The sequence below is a fragment of the Mitsuaria sp. BK037 genome (assembly GCF_014193045.1).
Classification (GTDB): domain Bacteria; phylum Pseudomonadota; class Gammaproteobacteria; order Burkholderiales; family Burkholderiaceae_C; genus Roseateles.
Map to the genome: position 1 here is coordinate 772,789 of NZ_JACHYS010000002.1, position 22,962 is coordinate 795,750.

14 protein-coding genes are annotated in these 22,962 nt (G+C 71.5%); 9 read left to right on the forward strand and 5 right to left on the reverse strand.

Annotation, left to right across the window (positions count from 1 at the left end; translation table 11 throughout):
* The first annotated feature begins 75 nt into the window (after nucleotides 1–75).
* Together FHT37_RS15520 and FHT37_RS15525 are read left to right on the forward strand one after the other, a co-directional pair.
* A complete protein-coding gene (locus FHT37_RS15520) occupies nucleotides 76–2,763 on the forward strand; it encodes a TonB-dependent receptor (RefSeq protein ID WP_091727549.1) in 2,688 nt (895 codons plus the stop codon).
* 140 nt (nucleotides 2,764–2,903) lie between these two features.
* Complete coding sequence (locus tag FHT37_RS15525) at nucleotides 2,904–3,956, forward strand: glycosyl hydrolase 53 family protein (RefSeq protein WP_254783457.1); 1,053 nt, start codon at nucleotides 2,904–2,906, stop codon at nucleotides 3,954–3,956.
* Between the two features lie 9 nt (nucleotides 3,957–3,965).
* Here the strand turns inward: FHT37_RS15525 and malG are convergent, their stop codons facing one another.
* From malG to FHT37_RS15550, 5 genes are read right to left on the reverse strand one after another with little or no spacing between them, the layout of a single operon-like run.
* Entirely contained in the window at nucleotides 3,966–4,844 is an 879-nt protein-coding gene (gene malG / locus FHT37_RS15530; protein WP_254783458.1) for a maltose ABC transporter permease MalG, read from the reverse strand.
* Between the two features lie 31 nt (nucleotides 4,845–4,875).
* Nucleotides 4,876–6,417, reverse strand: coding sequence for a maltose ABC transporter permease MalF (malF, locus tag FHT37_RS15535; protein ID WP_091727556.1), 1,542 nt, complete (start codon nucleotides 6,415–6,417; stop codon nucleotides 4,876–4,878).
* Nucleotides 6,417–7,658: a maltose/maltodextrin ABC transporter substrate-binding protein MalE gene (malE, locus tag FHT37_RS15540; protein WP_183482655.1), complete on the reverse strand. Its 1,242-nt coding sequence runs from the start codon at nucleotides 7,656–7,658 to the stop codon at nucleotides 6,417–6,419. The genes malF and malE overlap by 1 nt, the downstream gene beginning before the upstream one ends.
* Nucleotides 7,643–8,830 (reverse strand): ABC transporter ATP-binding protein, encoded by a 1,188-nt coding sequence (locus FHT37_RS15545; protein ID WP_183482657.1) that lies wholly within the window; start codon nucleotides 8,828–8,830, stop codon nucleotides 7,643–7,645. The genes malE and FHT37_RS15545 overlap by 16 nt, the downstream gene beginning before the upstream one ends.
* Nucleotides 8,831–8,833: 3 nt before the next feature.
* Complete coding sequence (locus tag FHT37_RS15550; protein WP_183482659.1) at nucleotides 8,834–11,398, reverse strand: beta-galactosidase; 2,565 nt, start codon at nucleotides 11,396–11,398, stop codon at nucleotides 8,834–8,836.
* Between the two features lie 286 nt (nucleotides 11,399–11,684).
* Here FHT37_RS15550 and FHT37_RS15555 point away from each other — a divergent pair, with 286 nt between their 5' ends.
* The 7 genes from FHT37_RS15555 to FHT37_RS15585 all read left to right on the forward strand — a co-directional run bounded on the left by FHT37_RS15555 (nucleotide 11,685) and on the right by FHT37_RS15585 (nucleotide 22,884).
* On the forward strand, nucleotides 11,685–13,730 hold the full coding sequence (locus FHT37_RS15555; RefSeq protein ID WP_255489673.1) for a beta-galactosidase: 2,046 nt from the start codon (nucleotides 11,685–11,687) through the stop codon (nucleotides 13,728–13,730).
* Between the two features lie 93 nt (nucleotides 13,731–13,823).
* The gene (locus tag FHT37_RS15560) at nucleotides 13,824–14,903 is read left to right on the forward strand and encodes a UDP-glucose--hexose-1-phosphate uridylyltransferase (RefSeq protein ID WP_091727573.1); all 1,080 of its coding nucleotides are present in this window, start codon (nucleotides 13,824–13,826) and stop codon (nucleotides 14,901–14,903) included.
* 94 nt (nucleotides 14,904–14,997) lie between these two features.
* Complete coding sequence (gene galK, locus FHT37_RS15565; RefSeq protein ID WP_183482661.1) at nucleotides 14,998–16,185, forward strand: galactokinase; 1,188 nt, start codon at nucleotides 14,998–15,000, stop codon at nucleotides 16,183–16,185.
* A complete protein-coding gene (locus tag FHT37_RS15570; protein WP_183482663.1) occupies nucleotides 16,182–17,234 on the forward strand; it encodes a LacI family DNA-binding transcriptional regulator in 1,053 nt (350 codons plus the stop codon). Before galK ends, FHT37_RS15570 begins: the two co-directional genes overlap by 4 nt.
* Nucleotides 17,235–17,418: 184 nt before the next feature.
* A complete protein-coding gene (locus FHT37_RS15575; RefSeq protein WP_255489675.1) occupies nucleotides 17,419–19,452 on the forward strand; it encodes an autotransporter in 2,034 nt (677 codons plus the stop codon).
* Between the two features lie 182 nt (nucleotides 19,453–19,634).
* Nucleotides 19,635–21,275: a family 43 glycosylhydrolase gene (locus FHT37_RS15580; protein ID WP_183482665.1), complete on the forward strand. Its 1,641-nt coding sequence runs from the start codon at nucleotides 19,635–19,637 to the stop codon at nucleotides 21,273–21,275.
* A gap of 22 nt (nucleotides 21,276–21,297) precedes the next feature.
* Complete coding sequence (locus FHT37_RS15585; protein WP_255489678.1) at nucleotides 21,298–22,884, forward strand: GH39 family glycosyl hydrolase; 1,587 nt, start codon at nucleotides 21,298–21,300, stop codon at nucleotides 22,882–22,884.
* Nucleotides 22,885–22,962 lie beyond the last annotated feature (78 nt).

The window sequence follows — 22,962 nt, forward strand, 5'->3', positions numbered from 1 at the left end:
GACCCCACGACGCCACGAGGCAGCCCGCGACGCGGCCCTCGACAACAACACGACACGTCCAACGACGGAGACATCATGACCCTGTCCACCCTCGCCACGCCTGACGCCCGCGCCCGCGGCATCCGCCCCGCCGCCCGTCCCGCCCTCCGCGCCGCCAGCACCTCCGTCTTCCTGCTGGCGCCCGTCGCGCTGGCCTGCGCCGCGCTGCTGCTGCCGGCCGACGCCCGCGCGCAGGCCGCGCCGGCGTCCGCCGCCGGCAGCGCCCTCGACACCGTGGTCGTGCAGGGCCAGCGCTCCAGCCTGATCAAGGCCCAGGACATCAAGCGCAACGCGGACCAGGTCGTCGACTCCATCGTCGCGGACGACATCGGCAAGCTGCCCGACGCCAACGTCGCCGAGGCGCTGCAGCGCATCACCGGCGTGCAGATCTCGCGCAACCGCGGCGAGGGCGACCGCGTCCAGGTGCGCGGCCTGCAGCAGACGCAGACGCTGCTCAACGGCCGCGTCATCTTCACCGCCGGCAAGGAGCGCGGACTGGCCTTCCAGGACGTGCCCGCCGAGCTGCTCGCCGGCGCCGACGTCTACAAGACCCCGACCGCCAGCCTGATCGAGGGCGGCATCGGCGGCGTCATCGACCTGCGCACCCGCCGCCCGTTCGACTTCGCTGGCTTCAAGCTGGCCGGCTCGGTCAAGGCCACGCGGGCCGAGCTCGCCGACAAGAACAACGGCGAAGGCTCGCTGCTGGTGTCCAACCGCTGGCGCACCGACGCCGGCGAGTTCGGCGCGCTGCTCAGCGTGTCGGCGCAGAAGCGCGATTACCGCTCCGACACGCAGGAGCTCGACAACCCGGCGCAACTGGCCGACGGCTCGGGCACCGTCGCGCCGCTGGGCCAGTGGCTGGCCTACGAATTCGGCGAGCGCGACCGCAAGGCCGCCAGCGCCTCGCTGCAGTGGCGCCCCGACGGCCGCAGCGAATACACGCTGGACTTCAACCACACGCAGCTCAAGAGCCGCACCGACGTCTACGGCCATTACGCCTCGCCGTTCTGGGCCAACTGGAGCAACACCGCCAACCAGGGCCAGCTCTGGCCGAACGGCGCGATCCAGACCGACGCCAACGGCCGGTTCGTCTCGGGCAGCTTCTGGGGCGCGAGCATGAGCACCTCGGGCTCGGTGGCCGACGAGAACACCAAGATCGACCAGCTCGCGCTGGCCGGCAAGTGGAAGGTCGGCGACGCCACGCTGCGCAGCGACCTCAGCCACACCCGCAGCACCTTCGACCGCTTCTACCAGGAGGTGCGCCTGGGCACCTTCGCCAACGACCCGGTCAGCTACAGCTTCGACCTGGGCACCAAGCTGCCGTCGGCCTTCTCGCCCACCGCGCAGCTCGACAACCCGGCCAACTACTGGGCCGACAAGGCGCTGTACTTCCGCACCCGCAACACCGGCAAGGAAACCGCCTGGCGCCTGGATGGCGACAAGCCGGTCGACTTCGGCGCGCTGACCACGCTGCACGCCGGCGTGCGGCTCAACGACCGCCGCGCCAGCAGCGCCGAGATCAACACGATCGACGACATCTGGATGTTCAACCTGTCGCAGATCCCGGCGGTGGGCCTGCTGCCCTACGACAACCTGCTCAAGGACGCCGGCGCCGGCAACATCCCGCGCCAGTGGCTGACCGTCACCGACACGCGCTGGCTGCGCGACGCGCAAGCCGTGCGCAGCACCTTCAACCTGACGGTGCCCGAGCTCGATCCGGCGCAGAGCTTCGAGTTCCGCGAGCGCGCCGCGGCCGTCTATGTCGCCGGCGACCTGGACACCACGCTCGGGGGCCTGCCGCTGACCGGCAACGTCGGCGTGCGCGCCGTCACCACGCGCACCCAGCGCGGCTACACCGCCACCAGCGGCGGTCGCGTGGACCTGTCCAAGACCGACACCGACTTCCTGCCCTCGCTCAACCTCAAGCTCGAGCTCACGCGCGACCTGCTGGCGCGGCTGGCGCTGTCGCGCGTGGTCACGCGGCCCAACTTCGACCAGCTCACGCCCAGCCTGAGCCTCAACGTCAACGACCGGACCGGCTACCAGGGCAATCCGGAGCTCGACAAGCTGCGCGCCAGCCAGGTCGACGCGACGCTGGAGTACTACCTGTCCAAGAGCGACTCGGTCTACGGCGCGGCCTTCTACAAGGACGTGTCGGGCTTCATCCAGACCACCAGCACGCAGACCACGATCAACGGCACCAGCTACACGCTGACCACACCGAGCAACGGCCGCGACGGCCGCATCCGCGGCCTGGAGGTCGGCTACACCGGCTTCTTCAACAAGCTGCCCGGACTGCTGCGCGGGCTGGGCCTGCAGGCCAACTTCACGCTGGTGGACAGCGCCGCCCCGAGCCCCATCGACGGCCGCAGCGCGCCGCTGGAGGGGCTGTCCAAGCGCAGCGCCAACCTGGTGGCGATGTACGACCTAGGCGACTTCTCCGCGCGGCTGGCCTACAACTGGCGCAGCGACTACACCGTCGGCTCGCGGCTGAGCTTCCCCAGCAACGACGGCGTGACCGCGCTGACGCCGGTGACGATGAAGGGCTACGGCATGGTCGACGCCTACCTGAGCTACGCGATCACGCCCCGGCTGCGCATCGCGCTCGAAGGCAACAACCTGACGCGGACGGTGCGCCGCAGCGTGTTCAGCGACTACGGCCTGCCGCGCGGCACCTACACCGACGATCGCCGCTTCGCGATCAGCCTGCGCGCGGAGCTGTAAGCCCCGCCCCCGGCCCGGCCTGAGCGCCGGGCCTTTTCATTTGCGGCCCGATCCGCGCCTGCCCACCCGGCGCGTCAGCGGTGACGCCGGGTCGGACCGCTCCGAGTTCCCTCCACCACAACCACCAAGGAGACAGGGGAATGACGACGAAGACGATGAAGACCACGATGACGGCGGCCGCCCGCGCCACGGGAGGCCTCACGCGCCGGGCAGCCATCGGCGCCGGACTGGGCCTGGCCGCCGCGCTCACCGCGTTGCCCGCGGCGGCGGCGACGCTGGTCAAGGGCGCCGACGTGAGCTGGGTCAGCCAGCAGGAATCGGCCGGCTACAGCTTCTACAACGCCGCCGGCACCAAGACCGATCCGTTCAAGCTGCTCAAGGACCTGGGCATCAACACGATCCGGCTGCGCGTCTGGGTCAACCCGAACGGCGGCTGGTGCGACGGCGCCGACACGCTCTACAAGGCCAAACGCGCGATCGCCCAGGGGCAGAAGGTCATGCTGACCTTCCACTACAGCGACTCGTGGGCCGACCCCGGCCAGCAGACCAAGCCCGCCAGCTGGGCCAGCCACTCGTTCACGCAGTTGATGAGCGACGTCTACGCGCACACGCAGGGCATCCTGAGCTACCTCAAGACCAACGGCGTGACCGTCGACTACGTGCAGGTCGGCAACGAGATCAACAGCGGCATGCTGTGGCCCGACGGGCAAGCCTCGGGATCGAGCTTCGCCAACCTGGTCAAGCTGATCAACAACGGCAACGACGCGGTGAAGGCGGTGTTCCCCTCGGCCAAGGTGATCCTGCACCTGGCCAACGGCCACGACAACGCGGTGTTCCGCTGGTTCTTCGACGGCATGAAGGCCAACGGCGCGCGCTACGACGTGATCGGCATGTCCCACTATCCGACGTCCAGCAACTGGAGCAGCCGCAACGCGGCGCTGTCGACCAACATGGCCGACATGGTGTCACGCTACGGCAAGCCGGTGATCGTGGCGGAGACCGGCATGGACTGGCAGCAGGCGGCCGCGTCCAAGGCCATGATCGCGGACCTGCTCACGCGCGTGTCCGCGCTGGGCGCCAACGGCCTGGGCGTCCTGTACTGGGAGCCGCAGGCCTATCCCGGCTGGCAGGGCTACACCTGGGGCGCGCTCGATGGCTCCGGGCGCTTCACCAGCGCGATGGATCCCTTCTGATCCCCCGCCTCATGACTTGACGCCCCCCGCGGTCAGGCCCGCGACGAGCCAGCGCTGCATCAGCAGGAACATCAGCGTCAGTGGCAAGCCCGCGAGCAGGGCCGTGGCGGCGAAGTCGCCCCAGAGGTAGCGCTGGTTGAACAGGAACAGCCGCGATCCCACCGCCAGCGTCAGCTGCTGCTCGTCGTGCAGCAGCACCGAGGCGACCGGGTATTCGATCATCGCGCCCAGGAAGGCCAGCACGAACACGACCGCCAGCACCGGCTTGGCCAGCGGCAGCAGCACCAGCACGAAGGACTGCCAGCGGCTCGCGCCGTCGACCGCGGCGGCTTCCTCGAGGTCGGGCGGGATGCTCTCGAAGTAGCCCTTGACCAGCCAGATGTGCTGCGCCACCGCACCGGTGTAGGCCAGCGCCAGGCTCCAGTGGCTGTTGAGGCCCAGCCACGGCACCCAGTCGCCGAGCCGGTCGAAGATCGCGTAGATCGCCACCAGCGCCAGCACCGACGGGAACATCTGCAGCAGCAGCATCGCCGTCAGCGTGCCGTCCCGGCCGCGGAAGCGCATCCGAGCGAACGCATAGGCGCTGGTCACCGACAGCGCCAGGCAGGCCGCCGCGCTCACCAGCGCCACCTTCAGCGAGTTGAAGATCCACTGCAGCACCGGGAACGGCGGTGGCGTCACCTGGCCCTGGGCATCGACCACCGGCAAGCCCAGCGCCAGGCGCCAGTGCTCGAAGCTGATGGCCTTCGGGATCAGGCTGCCGCCGGCGAAGTTGCCAGGCCGCAGCGAGATCGACACGATCATCAGCAGCGGCAGCAGGCTGAGCACCACGAAGGCGATCAGCACCGCATGCAGCGCCCAGACGCGCCAGCGCTGCGAAGAGGTCATCACCATCGCCATGACGAAGCTCCCGCCCGGCTCAGCGCCGGGTCGCTTTCGCGCCGCCGAAGCAGCGCAGGTTGACGTAGGCCAGCAGCGCCACGATCACGAACACGATCGAGGAGATGGCGCAGGCGAGCGCGTAGTTCTGACCGCCGTCGTTGAACGCGATGCGGTAGGTGTAGGACGCCAGCAGGTCGGTCGCGCCGACGGGGACCTGGGTGTCGAGGTAGTCCGGCGCGCCTTCGGTCAGCAGCGCGATCAGCGTCAGGTTGTTGAAGTTGGCCGCGAACGAGGCCACCAGCAGCGGCGCCATCGGCCGCGCGATCAGCGGCAACGTGATCCGCAGCAGATTGGTCACCGGGCCCGCGCCGGCCAGCGCCGAGGCCTCGTACAGGTCCTCGGGGATGGCCTTCAGCAGGCCCATCGCCAGGATCATCATGTACGGGTAGCCCAGCCAGGTGTTGACCGTCAGCACCATCGCGCGCGCCAGCGTCGCGTCGCTGAACCAGCCCGGTCGCACGCCGAAGAGCAGGTCCAGCACCAGGTTGATCTCGCCCAGGTTCTCGTTGAACAGGCCGCGGAAGACCGGGATCGAGATGAAGGCCGGCACCGCGTAGGGCAGGAACAGCGCCACGCGGTACGCGCCCCGGCCCTTGAGCGCGGGCCAGCTCAGCGCCACGGCGAAGAACAGGCCCAGCGCGAAGGTCAGCAGCGTGTTCAGCGACGCGAAGCTGACGGTCCAGACGAACACGCGCACGAAGGGCTCGAAGAAGCTGCTGTCGCCGAAGATGCGGGCGTAATTGGCGAATCCCACCGTCGTGCGGAAGCCGGGCTCCAGCGCCTGGCCGGACGCATCGCGCCACACGCCCGCGGCGTGGTCCGCCGTGACGATGCTGCCGTCGCGCAGGTCGCGCAGCCGGTCGGCGTCGATCGGCGCGTAGCGTTGCGCCTGGTCGGTGATGCGATGCAGGCTGGACAGGCGCCATGGGCGGTCGTCCGGCGTGCGCAGGACCAGCGTGCGCAGTTGCGGTAGCAGCTCGACGAGCGCGCGCGGCGGCAGCGGTTCGCCGGGCAGCGGCTGGCCGTCCTCGAGCGCGCCGAGCATCACCGTCGTGCCGGTGGCCGGCGCGCCGGGCGCGGGCAGCGTGAAGCGCGCGCTGAGCCAGTCCTTGCCGTCATCGTCGCGCAGGCGCGCCTGGTAGCGGGCCGTGGCGCCCTCGCCCTCGCGCAGCAGGCTCAGGTCCATGCCCAGCCCCTCGCTGTCGGTGCGCTGCAGCAGCGCGTCGGTCGCGCGCTCGAAGGACAGCAGGTGGGCCGAGCTGTAGTTGGTGAAGGCGATGCCCAGCGTGAAGGCCATCGGCAGCACGATGAAGACCAGCACCGCCGACACGCCGGGCATCACGTAGCGCCAGGCCTGCAGGCGCTTGCTGAACTGCAGCAGCACCAGCAGGCCCGCGACGCCGAGCACCGCCATGGCGGCGAGCGCGTCGTGCGCGCGCAGCAGCTGCTGGCACAGGAACAGCAGCCCGGCCACCGCGGCGAGATTCAGGGCATGCAGCCCGAGGGCGAGCGCGCGCATCACGACGCCTCCTTCGACACCTGCCCCGCCACGCGCCGCGAGGCGCGGGCGAGGCCGTCGGCCACCGTCTCGCGGCCTTGCGTGATGCTCTGCACCGCGGCGTTCATCGCGGTCCAGAAGCGCGCCATCTCGGGCACGTTGGGCATGGGTTCGCCCAAGGCGGCGGCCGCGGCAGTGCCCTCGACCAGCGCGTCGCCGCGCAACTCGCCCAGCAGCGCCGTGTTGGCCGGCACGCCCAGCGGCACATGGGCCTGCATCGCGCGCAGCCCGTCGAGGCTGAGCAGGTAGCGCTCGATGAACTCGGTGGCCAGCAGCGGCTGCCGGCTCGACGCGCACAGCATCGCGCCCAGCACGCCGGTCATCGGCCGTCCGGGCCGCCCGCGCAGCGACGGCAGCGGTGCCGCCGCGACGCGCAGGCCGCTCTTCTGGAGGTTGTTCCAGCCCCAGGGGCCGTTGATGGTCATGGCCACGCGGCCCTCGTTGATCGCGGCTTCGCTCTCGGCATAGGTCGCCGTGCGCGGCACCAGGCCCTCGTCGACCAGGCGCTTGAGCAGCGACATCCCGGCGCGCGTGCCCTCGGTGTCGATGCCGTTGTCGCTCGCGTCCCAGCTGCCGTCCTCGCGACGGCGGAAGGCATAACCGCCGCCGGCCGACATCAGCGCGTAGGTGTAATAGAACTCGTTGTAGGGCCACATGATCGCGCGCCGGCCCTGCGGGCGCAGGCGGCGGTCGATCTCGAAGACCTCGTCCCAGCTGCGCGGCGCGCGCGGCACGAGATCCAGGTTGACGATCAGCGCGACCGATTCGATCGCGATCGGATAGCCCCAAGTGCGGCCGCCCATGCGCCACGGCGACCACGCCATCGGCGCGACCGCTTCGCGCAACTGGCGCGACGGCGCCACCGGCCGGATCAGCCCGGACGCGGCCCAGCCGCCGGCGCGGTCATGCGGCCAGATCCACACGTCGGGGCCCTTGCCGGCGGCGGCGGCCTGCTCGAACTTGGAGACGCCGTTCTCCGGATGCTCGACGCGCAGCGCCACGCCGGTGTCGCGCGTGAAGCGCTCGCCGATCCGGGCCACGCCCTCGTAGCCCTTGTCGCCGTTGATCCAGACCCGCAGCGGCTCGCGGTCCGGCAACAGCGCCGCACGCGCGGCGCCGCTCCACGTCGCCAGTCCGCTCGCACCGAGGCCGGCACCGGCCAGCAGCGCCTGGCGCCGCCGCGGATTCATCGGGCCGCGCATGCGTCCGCCTCCTCGTGCAGCCGCGGCAGCGCTTCGCCGCGCGGATCGAAGACGTGCACCTCGTCGCGCAAGGCCGCCACCGGGAAGGCCTCGCCGATCGCGGGCGCGCCGTGGCCCTCGGGCAGCCGGGACACCAGCGCGCCGCCAGGCCCCGCCAGGTAGGCCAGGCTCTGGTCGCCCAGGTGCTCCAGCCACTGGACCTGCGTGCGGATCGGCTCGCTCAGGCGAGCGTCCCGTGCGGCGCCACCAGCACGCGCGTCCGGGACCGGGCGCAGGTGCTCGGCCCGCACGCCCAGCGTGACGGTGTCGCCGTCGTTCACGCCGTCGGCGCGCACCGGCAGCGTCAGGCGCGTGCCGTCGGCGAGCGCGGCCACCACGCCGTCGTCGCGGCGCTCGACCAGGGTCGCGGGCAGGAAGTTCATCCGCGGCGAGCCCAGGAAGCCCGCGACGAACAGGTTGCGCGGCCGCCGGTACAGCGTCAGCGGCGCGCCGCATTGCGCGACGCTGGGCTGCGGCAGCAAGGCCCCGGGCGGCGGTGGCTGCAGCAACACCATGCGGTCCGCGAGCGTCATCGCCTCGACCTGGTCGTGGGTCACGTAGATCGAGCTGGCCCGGCCCTGGCTGCGATGCAGCCGCGCGATCTCCAGCCGCGTCTGCTGGCGCAGCGCGGCATCCAGGTTGGACAGCGGCTCGTCGAACAGGAACACGCCGGGCTGGCGCACCAGCGCGCGCCCGATGGCGACGCGCTGGCGCTGGCCGCCGGACAGTTCACGCGGCTTGCGCCGCAGCAGGTGGTCGATCTGCAGCAGCTTCGCGACCTCCTCGATGCGGCGCTGCGCGTCGGCCTTGGGCACGCGCGCCAGGCGCAGGCCGAAGCCGAGGTTCTCCCCGACGTCCAGGTGCGGATAGAGCGCATAGCTCTGGAACACCATGGCGACATCGCGCTCGCCGGGCGCCTTCTCGTTGACGCGGCGGCCGCCGATGCGCAGCTCGCCGCTGCTGATCGTCTCGAGCCCCGCGATCATGCGCAGCAGCGTGGACTTGCCGCAGCCCGACGGGCCGACGAACACGCAGAACTCACCTTCGGCGATGTCCAGCGTCACGTCGTGCACCGTGGGCACACCGCCCTCGATATAGGTCTTGCCGACCTGCTCCAGTTGCACCGAGGCCATGGTTCAGCGCTCCCCCACGCCCAGGTCGATGACGAGCCGCCGTTCGACGCGGAGCGTGGCCCGGCGCAGCGCCGCACCGGCGCCGAGCGCGCGAGCCTCCGGCTCGAGGAACACCGGCAGGTCCGCCGCGATGGGCAGCACCGCCAGCGTGATCGACGGCCATGCGCCGTCGGCGCGACGCCAGCGATCGATCGCGATCGTCCACGGACTGCCATCGCAGAAGCGGTCGTCGACGACGACGCCGTCCACCTCGAGCCGCGCGACATCGCCGACCAGCTCCAGCGTCAGCCAGACCCGGCCGCGCGGCAGCCCGTCCGACGGCACGATCGCCCAATGGGCCTCGACCGCACGCGCGGTTTCGTCGGGCACCAGCGGCACCGGCCCGTCGCGCCAAGGCACATGCGGCCCCCAGCGCAGCGCCGGCGGCTCGCCCGCCGCCTGCATCAGCGCGACCGCGAGACGCGCCTCGCCATCCCGATCGCCATTGCCATTGCCATTGCCATGGCCGTTGCCATTGCGATTGCCGGAAGCCGCCTCGGTCATTCCCTCTCCCGCGATCGCGGGAGAGGGCGAGGGTGAGGGCCAGCGCCCTCCCGCCCCGCTCAACCCTGCCGCAATCGACCACACCGCCCATTCGACCGCCAGTTCCTCGCGCCCGCCACCGAGCCCGTCCGCCGGGAACACGCGCACCCAGGCCGCTTCCTCGACGCCGGCGTCCATGCCGATGAATTCCCCATCCGCACCCACGCCCACCGTCGCCGGATGGCTGGACCACATCAACCGCTCGCGCCCGCCGATCCGAACCTTCGCCGTCGCCGCCGCGGCGGCCTCGGACAGCACCAGCACGCGATGCATCCGTCCCGCGGTATCGCGCAGCGACACCAGCCGAGGCCCTTCGCACGAATCCAGCCGCACGACCCAGACCTCGCCGCGGCGCTCGACATGCCCGCCGCGCACCTCGATCGTGGCCAGCCCCTGGGCATCGAACACCAGCTCCGCCGCGATGCCCTCGAGGCTGAAGCCCGTCCAAACCACTTCTCCATCGGCCTCGGTCCAGCGCGCCATCGGCTGCACCGTCGCCTGGCGCAGGCGCGCCGCGCCCAAGCGATGTCCGACCGGCCAGATGAAGGCCGCGCCCGGACGCAGCGCCACGCCGCCCTCGCTGGGCAGGCGCAGCGCTCCGCCGTCGGCCGTGCGCAGCTCGATGGCCAGGTCCCGCCGCGCCGGCAGCGGGTGGTGGCGCACATGGTGGTTGACGAACACGAAGCCCTCCACCTCCGCCACCGACGCGCCCGCCGCCCGCAGCGCGATGCGCGGCAACGCGCGATCGGCCGGATCGAAGGGCCCGTCCACCGGCAGCACCGCCTCGCACGGCGCGAGCGTCGCGCCGAAGTCGCGCATCAGCTGATGCAGCGCGCGCAGGCGCCCCCACGACGGCCGGACCTGGCCGTACTGGCCCAGCGGCGCCTGGAAGTCGTAGCCCCACTGCGGCACGTCGTTGGGATACCCGGTCGCCTGGGTCTCGTTGAGCGGCCCCGTCTCGCAGACCGGGTTGGTGCCGCCGTGATACATGTAATAGCCGTACAGGTTGGCGCCCGACCCCAACTGGACCAGCGTCGTCGCATGCACGTCGTCGGCGCCCACGACCGGTCGGCGGTGGTAGCTCTGCGCCATGCCGCCGCCGGCCTCGGCCAGGCAGAACGGGTAATGCGCCGTATCGATCAACCCCGCGGCCGGCGTGCCGTCGACATTGCCCATCTCGCCGATCACGCGACGGGTGTTGAACAGGAACACGCCCGACGGCGGCAGCGCTTCGCGCGAGCCCTGCCAGAACCCGTCGGCGTAGGCGCCCGACACCGGCAGCACCTCGCGCGGCGGGATGTCCAGCGTCGGCCAGCCGGTGACGGTGTAGATCGGCACGGTGAGCCCGACGTCGATCGCCAGCTGCTTCAGCGCGGCGATGTGCTCGGCGCCGCGGCCCGGACCGGTGCCGCCGTATTCGTTCTCCAGCTGCAGCCCGATCACCGGCCCGCCGTCGCACCACAACCGGCCGCGCGCCTGCGCCGCGATCTCGCCGTAGAGCCGGCGCACGTGGGCGAGGTAGGCGGGATCGTTGCTGCGCGGCTCGCAGCGGGCGGCGAGCCAGTCGGGAAAGCCGCCCAGCCTCACCTCGGCATGCACCCACGGACCGGGACGCAGGTAGACGAACAGGCCGGCCTCGGCCGCGAGGTCGATGAAGCGCGCCAGGTCGCGCTGGCCGTCCCAGCGCCAGCGCCCTTGCACCGCCTCGTGGTGGTTCCAGATCACGTAGCTGGCGACGACGTCCACCCCGCCCGCCTTGATCTTGGCGAGCTCGGCCTCCCATTCGTTCTCGGGATAGCGGCTGTAGTGGAACTCGCCCATCACCGGCATCCAGGGCCGGCCGTCCAGCACCAGGTAGCGGCTGTTGACCTCGAGGCTGCGGGTGGGATGCGGGTACAGGCCCAGGTTCAGGAAGCCGGTCTCGGGCGTCGGCACCGTCGGGGGCACCTGTAGCGCCACCGGCGCCGGCGGGGTTGTCTCGCTCACGTCGTTGTGCTGCCCGAAGAGGCAGTTAATCGTTTAATCCGAGTCAGTAGACCAAGGGCGACCCCAGGGGGCAATACGGGTAAGTCCGAAGAAGTGGCCGCATTCTACGCGGAGCGCCCTTGGCTTCGACGCTGTCGGAGCGCCAACGCGTCCGCGGCCGCGCTCCATCGGCGCCGATGCTGGGCATTCCGATTGACATCGCCCCCGCAGGTTGCTCCAATCAGATTAATCGATTAACCGACGCTGACGCATCCTCGCGATCGTTCGGCCGACACCCGCCCGCTTCATGCCCCCGATCTCCTTCCCGTCCGATCCGCCGGCGCCGCTGCGCCTGGGCGTGTGCTACTACCCCGAGCAGTGGCCGAAGGCGCGCTGGCGCGAGGACGCCCGCGCGATGCGCGCGCTCGGCCTGGACACGGTCCGCATCGCCGAATTCGCCTGGTCCCGCATGGAGCCGGCCCCGGGGCAGTTCGACTGGGCCTGGCTGGATGAGGCGATCGACGTGCTCGCCGGCGAGGGCCTGTCGGTGGTGCTGGGCACGCCGACCGCGGCGCCGCCGCAGTGGCTGGTCGAGGCCCATCCCGACGTGCTGCCCATGGGCGCCGACGGCCGCGTGAAGCCCTTCGGCGCGCGCCGGCATTACTGCTTCTCGAGCCCGTCGCTGGCCGAGGCCACGCGGCGCATCGTCACCGCGATGGCCCGTCGCTACGGCGGGCATCCGGCCGTCGTCGCCTGGCAGACCGACAACGAGTACGGCTGCCACGACACCACCCTGTCCTACTCGCCGGCCGCGCTGGCCGCGTTCCGGCGCTGGCTGCGGGCGCGCTACGAGACCGTCGAGCGCATGAACGAGGCCTGGGGCACCGCCTTCTGGGGCCTGCAGTTCCTGAGCTTCGAGCAGGTCGGCTTCCCGGTCGGCCAGCCGACGAGCCCGCTGCCCGCGCATGCGCTGGACTTCCGCCGCTTCGCCTCCGACGAGGTGGTGCGCTACAACCGGCTGCAGGTCGAATTGATCCGCGCGCACGCGCCCGGCCGGCCGGTGCTGCACAACTTCATGGGCCTGTTCGCCGAGTTCGACCACCACGCCTGCGGCGCCGACCTGGACATCGCCGCCTGGGACAGTTATCCGCTCGGCCACGTCGACACGGCCGCGACCTTCCTCACCGAGGCCGAGCGTCAGCAATGGGCGCGCACCGGCCATCCGGACATGACCGCCTTCCATCACGACCTGTACCGCGGCATCGGCCGCGGCCGGATGTGGGTGATGGAACAGCAGGCCGGGCCGGTGAACTGGGCCGACTGGAACGCGCTGCCGCTGCCCGGCATGGTCCGCGCGTGGACCTGGGAGGCCTTCGCGCACGGCGCGGAGCTGGTGTCCTACTTCCGCTGGCGCCAGCTGCCTTTCGGCCAGGAGCAGATGCATTCGGGACTGAACCGCCCCGACGGCGCGCTGGACGACGGCGGCCGCGAAGCCGCGCAGGTCAGCGCCGAGATCGGGCGGCTGCTCGCCGCCGGCGATGCGGCGTCGCTGGCGATGCGGCCGGCGGCGGTCGCGCTGGTGATGGACTACCCATCGCTGTGGATGGCGCAGATCCAGCCGCAGGGCAAGGACATGGCGGGCTTCGGCCCGATGCTGGCGTACTACGGCGCGCTGCGCCGGCTCGGCCTGGACGTCGACATCGTCGCGCCCGACGCGTCGCTCGCGGGCTACGCCCTCGTCGTGCTGCCGGGCACGCTGCACCTGGACGAGGCGCTGGTCGAGCGGCTGCGCGCGAGCACGGCGGTCGTCGTCGCCGGACCGCGCACCGGCAGCAAGACCGACCGGCTCGCCATCGCCGAGCCGCTGCCGCCAGGACCGCTGCGCGAATGGCTGCCGGTGCGCGTGCGCGCCGTGGAATCGATGCGCCCCGGCCGCACGCTGGCGATCGATGCCGGCGAGCATGGGCACGGCGTCGGGGTGCAATGGCGCGACCTGATCGAATTCGATGCAAGCGACGCCGCGGGCGCGCAGGACGTCCGGGTCCTGGCCCGCTACGAGGACGGCGCGCCGGCCTGGCTCGCGCGCGGACGCTTCCACCTGCACGCCGGTCACGTCGACACGGACCTGCTGCTGCGCTGGGTCGATGCCGCGGCCCGCGAGGCCGGCCTGTCGCCGCTCGCGCCCGAGGCGCTGGCGCCCGGGCTGCGTCTGCGCCGCCGTGGCCAATGGCTTTTCGCGATCCACCGCGGACCGCAGCCGGCCGTGGTGCCCGTGCCGCCGGGCGCGATCCCCTTGCTCGGCGGCGCGACACTGCCGCCCGGCGGTGTCGGCATCTGGCATCTGTCCGATTGAGCCAGGTCGCGCTATCGTCCGTCCCTTCGCGCACCCGGCGCACCGGTCCCACGCCCCTGCGATCCACGTCCCACCGCCCTCGCCCGCCTCCAGATGGTCACCTCTTCCGAAGTCTCCGCGGCCTTCGACCGCAATCGCCACTCGCATCGCCGTTTCAATCCGCTGGCCGGCAAATGGGTGCTGGTGTCGCCACAGCGCAGCCTGCGCCCGTGGCAGGGCCAGACCGAAAGCCCCGACCTGGAAGTCCGCGCCTCGCATGACCCGGGCTGCTACCTGTGCGCCGGCAACACCCGCATCAACGGCGAGGTCAACCCGTCCTACACCGGCACCTTCGTCTTCGAGAACGACTTCCCCGCGCTGATGGCCGATGTGCCGGCGCCAGACGCGGGCGGCGCCCCGGCGGCGGCGGCGGGCCTGTTCCAGGCCGAACCGGCCCGCGGCACGAGCCGGGTGATCTGCTTCTCGCCGGACCATGGCCGCAGCCTGCCCGAGCTCGACGAGGCCGCGCTGCGCGAGGTCGTCGCCTGCTGGGCCGCGCAGACGCGCGAGCTGGGCGAGCGCTGGCGCTGGGTGCAGGTCTTCGAGAACAAGGGCGCGATGATGGGCTGCTCCAACCCGCATCCGCATGGTCAGGTCTGGGCCAGCGACTTCGTGCCCGACCTGCCGGCGCGCGAGGACCGCCTGCAGCGCGACTGGCTGGCCGCCCAGGGCGAGCCGATGCTGCTGGCGGTGGCGCGCGCGGAGGCCGGCGGCGAGCGCGTGGTCGTGCAGAACGACGACTGGCTCGCGCTGGTGCCCTATTGGGCCGAATGGCCGTTCGAGACGCTGCTGCTGCCGCGTTTCGCCGTGCAGCGGATGGACCAGCTGAGCGCGTCGCAGCAGGCCAGCCTGGCGGCCATCGTGCGCGCGCTGACGATCCGCTACGACAACCTGTTCCAGTGCAGCTTCCCCTACTCGATGGGCTGGCATGGCGCGCCCACCGGCGCCCAGGCCGAGGCGTCGCCGCACTGGCAGCTGCATGCGCACTTCCATCCGCCGCTGCTGCGCAGCGCGACGGTGCGCAAGTTCATGGTCGGCTTCGAGCTGCTGGCGGAGGCGCAGCGCGACCTCACGCCCGAGCAGGCCGCCGCGCGGCTGCGCGAGCAGCCGTCCACCCACTACCGCCAGCGCTGAGCCTGCCCGGCGCCGCGACGACCGCCCCTTTCAACCCGGCGCTGATGACCGAGTCCCCTCGATCGATCGGCGTCCCCGCTTGCCACCGCCTGCCATGACCTCTGCCCCGACCGACCTCCCGCCCACCGCGCTCGCCGTCGTGCGTGCCTTCACCGAGCGCCACGGCGCTGCGCCGACGGTGCTCGCGCGCGCGCCCGGCCGGGTCAACCTGATCGGCGAACACACCGATTACAACGATGGCTTCGTGCTGCCGGTGGCCATCGACCGCGACACCTGGGTCGCCGCCGGACCGCGCGATGACGGCCAGGTGGACGCGCTGGCGCTCGACGAGCAGCAGGCCGAGGACCGCTTCGCGCTCAGCGCCGAGCCCCCGCATTTCCCCGGCGGCGGCTGGCGCGACCATGTGCGCGGCACGCTGGCGCAGCTCGCGGCCGAGCTGCCGGCGCTGGCCGGCATGAACCTCGTCATCGCCGGCGACGTGCCGATGGGCGCGGGGCTGAGCAGCTCCGCCTCGCTGGCGCTGGGGCTGCTGCGCGCGGCGCAGCGCCTGGCGGGCGACACGACGCTCGACGGCAAGCGCCTGGCGCGCCTGGCGCAGCAGGCCGAGAACCGCTTCGTCGGCTGCCAGTGCGGGATCATGGACCAGCTCGCCAGCGCGGAAGGCCGCGCCGGGCATGCGCTGCTGATCGACTGCCGCTCGCTCGACACCGAGCCGGTGCCGCTGCCCGCCGGCACGGCGCTGCTGATCGCGCACTCGCGGGTGCGCCGCGGCCTGGTGGACAGCGCCTACAACGAGCGTCGCCGCCAGTGCGAGGCGGCCGCCGCGGGCGTCGGCGCGAAGGCGCTGCGCGATGCCACGCTGGCGCAGCTGGAGGCCGCCGGCCTGGACGACAAGACCTTCCGCCGCGGCCGCCACATCGTCACCGAGAACGAGCGCGTGATCGCCGCCACCCGCGCGCTGCGCGCGGGCGACATGCGGCAGCTGGGCCAGTTGATGAAGGCCTCGCACGCCTCGATGCGCGACGACTTCGAGATCACCGTGCCCGCCGTCGACCAGCTCGCGGCGCTGCTGCAGGACGTCATCGGCGACGCGGGCGGCGCGCGCATGACCGGCGGGGGCTTCGGCGGCTGCGTGATCGCGCTGCTGCCCCAGGCGCTGGTGCCCGCGGCGGTCCGGGCGCTGGAGGACGGCTACCGCTCGCCCGAGGGGGAACCGGCGCTGGTCTACCTGTGCGAGGCGGGCCCGGGCGCCGAGGCGGCTGCGGCTACAGTCGCGGGATGACCACCCTCGTCGAAGTGGCGCGGGCCGCGGGCGTCACCGCGGCCACCGTCTCCAACGTGCTGCGCAACCGCGGCAAGGTCGGCGAGGAGACGCGCCGGCGCGTGCTCGCCGCGGTCGAGCAGCTGGGCTACCGCCCCAACCTGATGGCGCGCGCGCTGGTGGAGGGCAAGCCCCACACGATGGCGCTGCTCGTCAGCAGCATCGCCAACCCCTTCTATCCGGAGTTCGCGCTCGAGGTCGAGCGCGCGGCGCGCAAGCTGGGCTACTTCCTGCTGGTGTGCAACACCAACGAGGACCCCGCGCAGGAACGGGCCTACCTCGACGCGATCGGCGGCGCGCTGGCGCAGGGCGTGATCGTCATGAACGCGGACTTCGTGCAGCTCGATGCGCTGCAGAACCTGCGCCGCCGCGGCGTGCCGGTGGTGCTGTGCATGTGGGAGCGGCCGCAGGAGCCGCCGCCGCTGCCCTGCGTCGCGGTGGACCTGTACCAGGCCGGCGTGCTCGCGGCGGAGCACCTGCTGCGCCTGGGCCACCGGCGCATCGGCGCGGTCTGCGGCAGCGAGCCCACCGGCAACCACCGCTGGCGGCTGCGCGGCTTCCTCGACACGATGGCGCAGGCCGGCGCCGCCTTGCCGGCGAGCTGCCTGCGCTACGGCCACGACACCATCGACGACGGCCGCAACGCCGCGCACAGCCTGCTGGCGGGCGAGCCCGGGCTGACGGCGGTGTTCGCGACCAACGACCTGCCCGCGCTGGGCGTGCTGCAGGCGGCGGCGGAGCTGAGCCTGGAGGTGCCGCGGGACCTGTCGGTGATCGGCGTCACCGACATCCAGCTGGCGCACCAGATGCGCCCGGCCCTGAGCACCGTGGCGATGCCCACGGCGGAAGCGGCGACGCTGGCGGTGCAGCTGCTGCAGTCGGAGATCGATGCGTCGCCGGACCATGCGCCGCCGATGCGGGTGACCGAGCCGCCGCGGCTGGTCGTGCGGGCGTCGACGGCGAAGCCGCATCACGGCGGTGCCTCCGGCGGCACGGGTCGCGCGGACTGAGCGCGCCGACTGAGGTTTCGCGGCGCCCCCTCGGCACTCTCTCGACGGCGCCGCGCGTCGGCCACGTCACGGCGCCGATCGGGTTTTCGCGGGCCAGTTGCCACTCGTGACGGATTGGTGATATCTCCGCGGCGGCCTTGCGACAGAATGCCCAGCACTTCGCAGCGCCGACCCGGGAGCCCGCTTGAGTTCAGTCCTCCAAGGCGCCAGCCGGCGCGAATTCCTGATCGTCGGCTGCGCCGTCCTCACGTCCGCCTGCGGCGGCGGTGGCTCCGACGGCGCCGCGTCGGCGGTGGACGACACCAGTGCCGTGAGCGCGGCAGCCGACATCACCGCGGATGTGCTCGCCAACCGCGACATCACGCTCACCGGCGACTCGGTGATCAAGCTGCCTTCGGGCACGACGACCTACACCGGCGCCATCAGCGGCCAAGGGACGCTGCGCCTGTCCACCGCCGCCACCAGCACGCTGGTGATCACGCGGACCAGCACCTTCACGCTGCCCGTCGCGCGGCAGGTCCAGGTCGTCACCAAGACCACCTACCCCGGCGCCGGCTACGCGCTCACCATCGCCGGCACCAACCCGCCGGTGCTGACCATCGATCCGGGCGTCACCTTCCAGATCGGCACCAACACCAGCGCCGACAGCTCGCCCAACGTCATCGCCACCTCGGACAGCAAGAACAGCGCGAGCACCATCAACGGCGAGATCAATCTCAACAACATCCTCAACAACGGGACCATCGTCATCAGCAGCGCGCAGTTCGTGCTGCTGGGCCAGGTGAGCGGCAGCGGCAGCATCGTGCAGGCGCCCGGCGTCTGGGGCGGCAACTCGTCGGGCGGCGTGAGTTCGTATTCGGGCGTGCTGTCGCTGGCCGCGGGGCAGGACTTCGGCAGCAACCATGTCGCCGCCTCGCTGTCGAATGCGAAGGCGGTCCTCAACGAGGGCTCCTGGCTAGTCTGGAGCCCGCCGGGCAGCGTCGTCACGGTGACGCAGAACATCTACGAGGCGGCCTTCGGCAACGACATCAACTTCCATGCGATCGGTCCGTCGACGATCGTGATGTCCGGCGTCTACAGCCACACCGACAACAGCCCGCACAACGTGCCCAACCTGGTCAATCCGGGCCTGAGCGACCCTGAGCTGAACTTCGCCAAGACGATCTACCGCGGCGGCGCCAATTCCCCCAACGGCAACGACGCCAGCTACCGCGGCATCAACATCGAACGCGGCGCCGGCACGGTCCAGTGGGGCGACGGCACGCACGCCAACTTCTTCCTGCCGTCGGCGCCCTCGCCCGCGGAGGTCGACCCGCCGCTGGGCAGGAAGAACGCCTACATCAACCTGCGGGGCGGCACGCTCGCGTTCAACTACAACGGACCGGTGACGCTGCATGTCGGCATCACCGGCGGCGGGGGCGGCCCGCACCGGGATGGCTCGGTGGGCTCGGGCAACGTCCGGATCATGGCCACGGCGGGCAACGACGTGACCTTCGCGCAGCCGCAGAACTACAACGGCACCACGACCATCGGTGCCAACGCGATCCTGCGCCTGGGCACCGGCACGCCGGTGCCGCTGCGCTACATCACCGTCAATGCGACCAGTGGCAAGTCGACAGTGCTGCAGGCCACCTACAGCGGCGACGCCAGCCTGCTGACGGCCGAGTCGCCGAACGGCGCGGCGAGCAACGCCATCGTCAACGACGGCCAGCTCATCGTCCAGAACACGACGACCGCGATCACGCTGTCCAACATCAGCGGTGGCGGGAGCCTCACGCACAGCGGCGCCGCCGCGCTCACGCTGCGCAACAACAGCTACAGCGGCGCGACGACGCTCAGCGGCGGGACCACGCTGGCCGGGAGCGCGAATGCGATGGGTACCGGCAATGTCGTCAACAACGCGGCGCTGGCGCTGGTCAGCGGGCAACGCGAACTCACGGTGGGCGGCAGCTTCCAGCAGGGCGCGGCGGGTCAACTGACGCTCGCGGTGGCCGGTGCCACGCCGGGCGTCGACCATGACCACCTCGGCGTCGCCGGCGCGGCCGTGCTGGGCGGCACGCTGACGCTGAACTTCAGCGGCAACGTCGCGAAGGGACAGAAGCTGGTGTTGATCAGCGCGGCTGGCGGTATCAGCGGTGCGTTCAATGCCATCGTCAGCAACGGCGCGACCGTGGTCGGCGGGCAGGACGGCACAGGTTTCTTCGTCACGGTGCAGTGATCAGGCCAACGGAGCTGCCCTGGCAGACCCCTTCCCTGCTGCGGCCGCTGGCCTCGAGCGATGCCACCCCGGCACAGGGTTAGCTCTAGTTAATTAGTGCAGCGCGCGAACTAACATCCTTCTCCAAGCTGGCCTGAACCAGATCGCCCCGCAGGGCGACCGCCGGCAAGGAGACAAAAGGAATGTCGACTCTCACCAGGCGCGGCGCCGTCCGTGCGGCGTTCGCGTCGATCGCTGGCGCCGGACTCGCGGCCTCGGCCCCCGCCGCGACCGGCTCCGCGCCCGCCACCGCCGGCGCCTCTTCGCGCCCGCCGTCCTTCGGCATCGGCCGCGAAGGCCAGCGCAAGGCCGATCTGGGCAACGGCACCTACCGCAACCCCATCGTGCCGGGCGATCGCCCCGACCCCACGCTGCTCAAGGACGGCAGCGACTACTACCTGACCTTCTCCTCGTTCACCTCCTACCCGGGCGTCGTGATCTGGCACTCGACCGACCTGGTGAACTGGACCCCCATCACCGCCGCGCTGAAGCAGCCGATCGGCGCCGTCTGGGCGATGGACCTGGTCAAGCACGACGGCCGCTACTTCATCTACATCCCCGCGATGCAGGAGAACGGCTCCAAGATCTACGTGATCCACGCCGACAACATCCGCGGCCCCTGGAGCGATCCGGTGGACCTCCACCTGGGCGACTGCATCGACCCCGGCCACGCCGTCGGCGAGGACGGCAAGCGCTACCTCTTCGTCAACGGCGTGCGCCGCATCCGCCTCAGCGACGACGGCCTGTCCACCATCGGCCAGCTCGAGCCCGCCTACACGCCCTGGCAGTACCCCAAGGACTGGGTGGTGGAGATGTTCGCCCCCGAGGGCCCGAAGATCTTCCGCCGCGGCGAGTGGTTCTACCTGATCGCCGCCGTCGGCGGCACCTCCGGCCCGCCGACCAGCCACATGGTGACGCTGGCCCGCTCGCGCTCGATCCACGGGCCGTGGGAGGACTCGCCCCACAACCCCATCGTCCGCACCCAGAGCGCCGACGAACCCTGGTGGTCCCGCGGCCACGCCAGCGTGGTCGAAGGCCCCGCCGGCGACTGGTGGATGGTCTATCACGGCTATGAGAACGGCATGCGCACGCTGGGCCGCCAGACGCTGCTCGAGCCGGTCGAATGGACGAAGGACGACTGGCTGAAGGCCCGCGGCGGCACGCTCGCGCGGCCGCTGCCCAAGCCACGCGGCGGCCGGCCCTCGCAGGCCGGCTTCGACCTCTCCGACGACTTCAGCACCGACCGCATGGGCGTCCAATGGACGCTCTTCGCGCCCGACGCGAAGGACGGCGAACGCGTCTCGCGACGCGACCGCAGCCTGGTCCTGAAGGCCAAGGGGACCTCGCTGGCCGACTGCTCGCCGCTGACCTGCCTGGTCGGCGACCGCAGCTACGAGGCCAGCGTCGAGATGGAGATCCCCGGCGACGCCCACGGCGGCCTGGCGCTCTTCTACGACGGCCGCGGCTTCGCCGGCATCGGCGCGAACGCGCAGGAGATGCTCACCTACAACTACAGCCAGGAGATCGGCTGGATGCGGCACAAGCTGCCAGCGACCACCGGGCCGCGCGTGCTGCACCTGCGGCTCACGAACCGCGAGAACGTCGTCACCTTCCACACCTCGCCCGACGGCAAGGACTGGACGCAACACCCTTGGCAGATGGAGGTCTCGGGCTTCCATCACAACGTCTTCGGCGGCTTCCTGAGCCTGAAGCTGGCGCTGTTCAGCGCCGGCCAGGGCGAGGTGCGCTTCCGCCGCTTCCGCTACCGCGGGCTTCCCGCCTGAACCTTCTTCCGGACTTCAACCCATGTCGCTCACCCTCTCGAGACGCAAGATGGCCGCGCTGACGCTCGCGCTGGCCCCGATGGCCGCCTGGAGCGCCGGACCGGCCGCCAAGCCCGGCCGCGCCATCGACGTCGACCTGCGCCAGGCCGCCGGCCCGGTGGACCGCAGCTTCGACTACGCCGTCGGCGCCGACTTCCCCGGCACCCTGATCCGCGACGACAGCCAGGCCCAGCTGAAGACCGCCGTGGACGAGCTCGGCTTCCGCACCATCCGCTTCCACGCGATCTTCCACGACGCGCTGAAGACCGTGACCAAGGGGCCCGACGGCCGCCTGCAGTTCGACTTCAGCCGCATCGACACGCTCTACGACGGCCTGCTGGCCAAGGGCATCAAGCCCTTCGTCGAACTCGGCTTCACGCCGGAGGCGATGGCCACCTCGCCGCTGACGATCTTCTACTGGAAGGGCAACACCTCGCATCCGCAGGCCGAGCCCTGGGTCGCGCTGGTCGACGCCTTCGCGCGCCACCTCATCGCGCGCTACGGCGCCGAGGAAGTCCGCCAATGGCCCTTCGAGGTCTGGAACGAGCCCAACCTCGATGGCTTCTGGGAACGCGCCGACCAGACCGCCTACTTCGACCTCTACGCCCGCAGCGCCCGGGCGCTGAAGGCGGTCGATCCGCAGCTGAAGGTCGGCGGTCCGGCGACCGCGGGCGCCGCCTGGGTCGTGCCCTTCCTGGCCTTCTGCAAGGAGAAGAACGTCCCCGTCGACTTCGTCACCACCCACACCTATGGCGTGGACGGCGGCTTCCTCGACGAATTCGGCCAGGACGACAACAAGCTGTCGCGCTCGCCGGACACGATCATCGGCGACGTGAAACGCGTGCGCGGCGAGATCGAAGCCTCGCCCTTCCCCGGCCTGCCGCTCTACATCACCGAGTGGAGCGCCAGCTACAACCCGCGCGATCCCGTCCACGACGCCTACCTCAGCGCGCCCTACATCCTGGAGAAGCTGCGCCTGACGCGGGGCTACGCCCAGGCGATGAGCTACTGGACCTACAGCGACCTGTTCGAGGAGCCCGGTCCGCCGCCCACCCCCTTCCACGGCGGCTTCGGCCTGCTGACGCGCGAAGGCGTGCGCAAGCCGGCCTACTTCGCCTACAAGTACCTGAAGCAGCTGACCGGCCGCGACGTGCCGCTCAAGGACAGCAGCGCGCTTGCCGCGGTCGACGATGGCAAGGTCGCCGCGCTGGTCTGGGACTGGCGGCTGCCGGACCAGCAGACCAGCAACCGGCCTTATTTCACCCAGGTGCTCCCGGCCACGAAGCTCGCCCCCGCCACGCTGCGCTGGCAGGGCCTCAAGCCCGGCGTCTACACGCTGCGCCAGTACCGCGTCGGCTTCGAGGCCAACGACGCGTACACCGCCTGGCTGAAACTCGGCAAACCGGGCAACCTGTCCGCCGAGCAGCTGGCGAAGCTGCAGGCGCTGACCACCGACAAGCCGGAGCGCGTGCGCACCGTGCGCGTCGGGCGCGACGGCCGCCATCGCGAGACGGTGCCGATGCGCTCGCATGACGTGGTGCTGGTGACGCTGGAGCCGGCCGCGCGATGAAACGATGAAGCGGCGCCGCGCTGGCGCCGCTCGCATGCAGACCGGCGGCCGCCGACGGCCGCCATGACGAGGCACCGA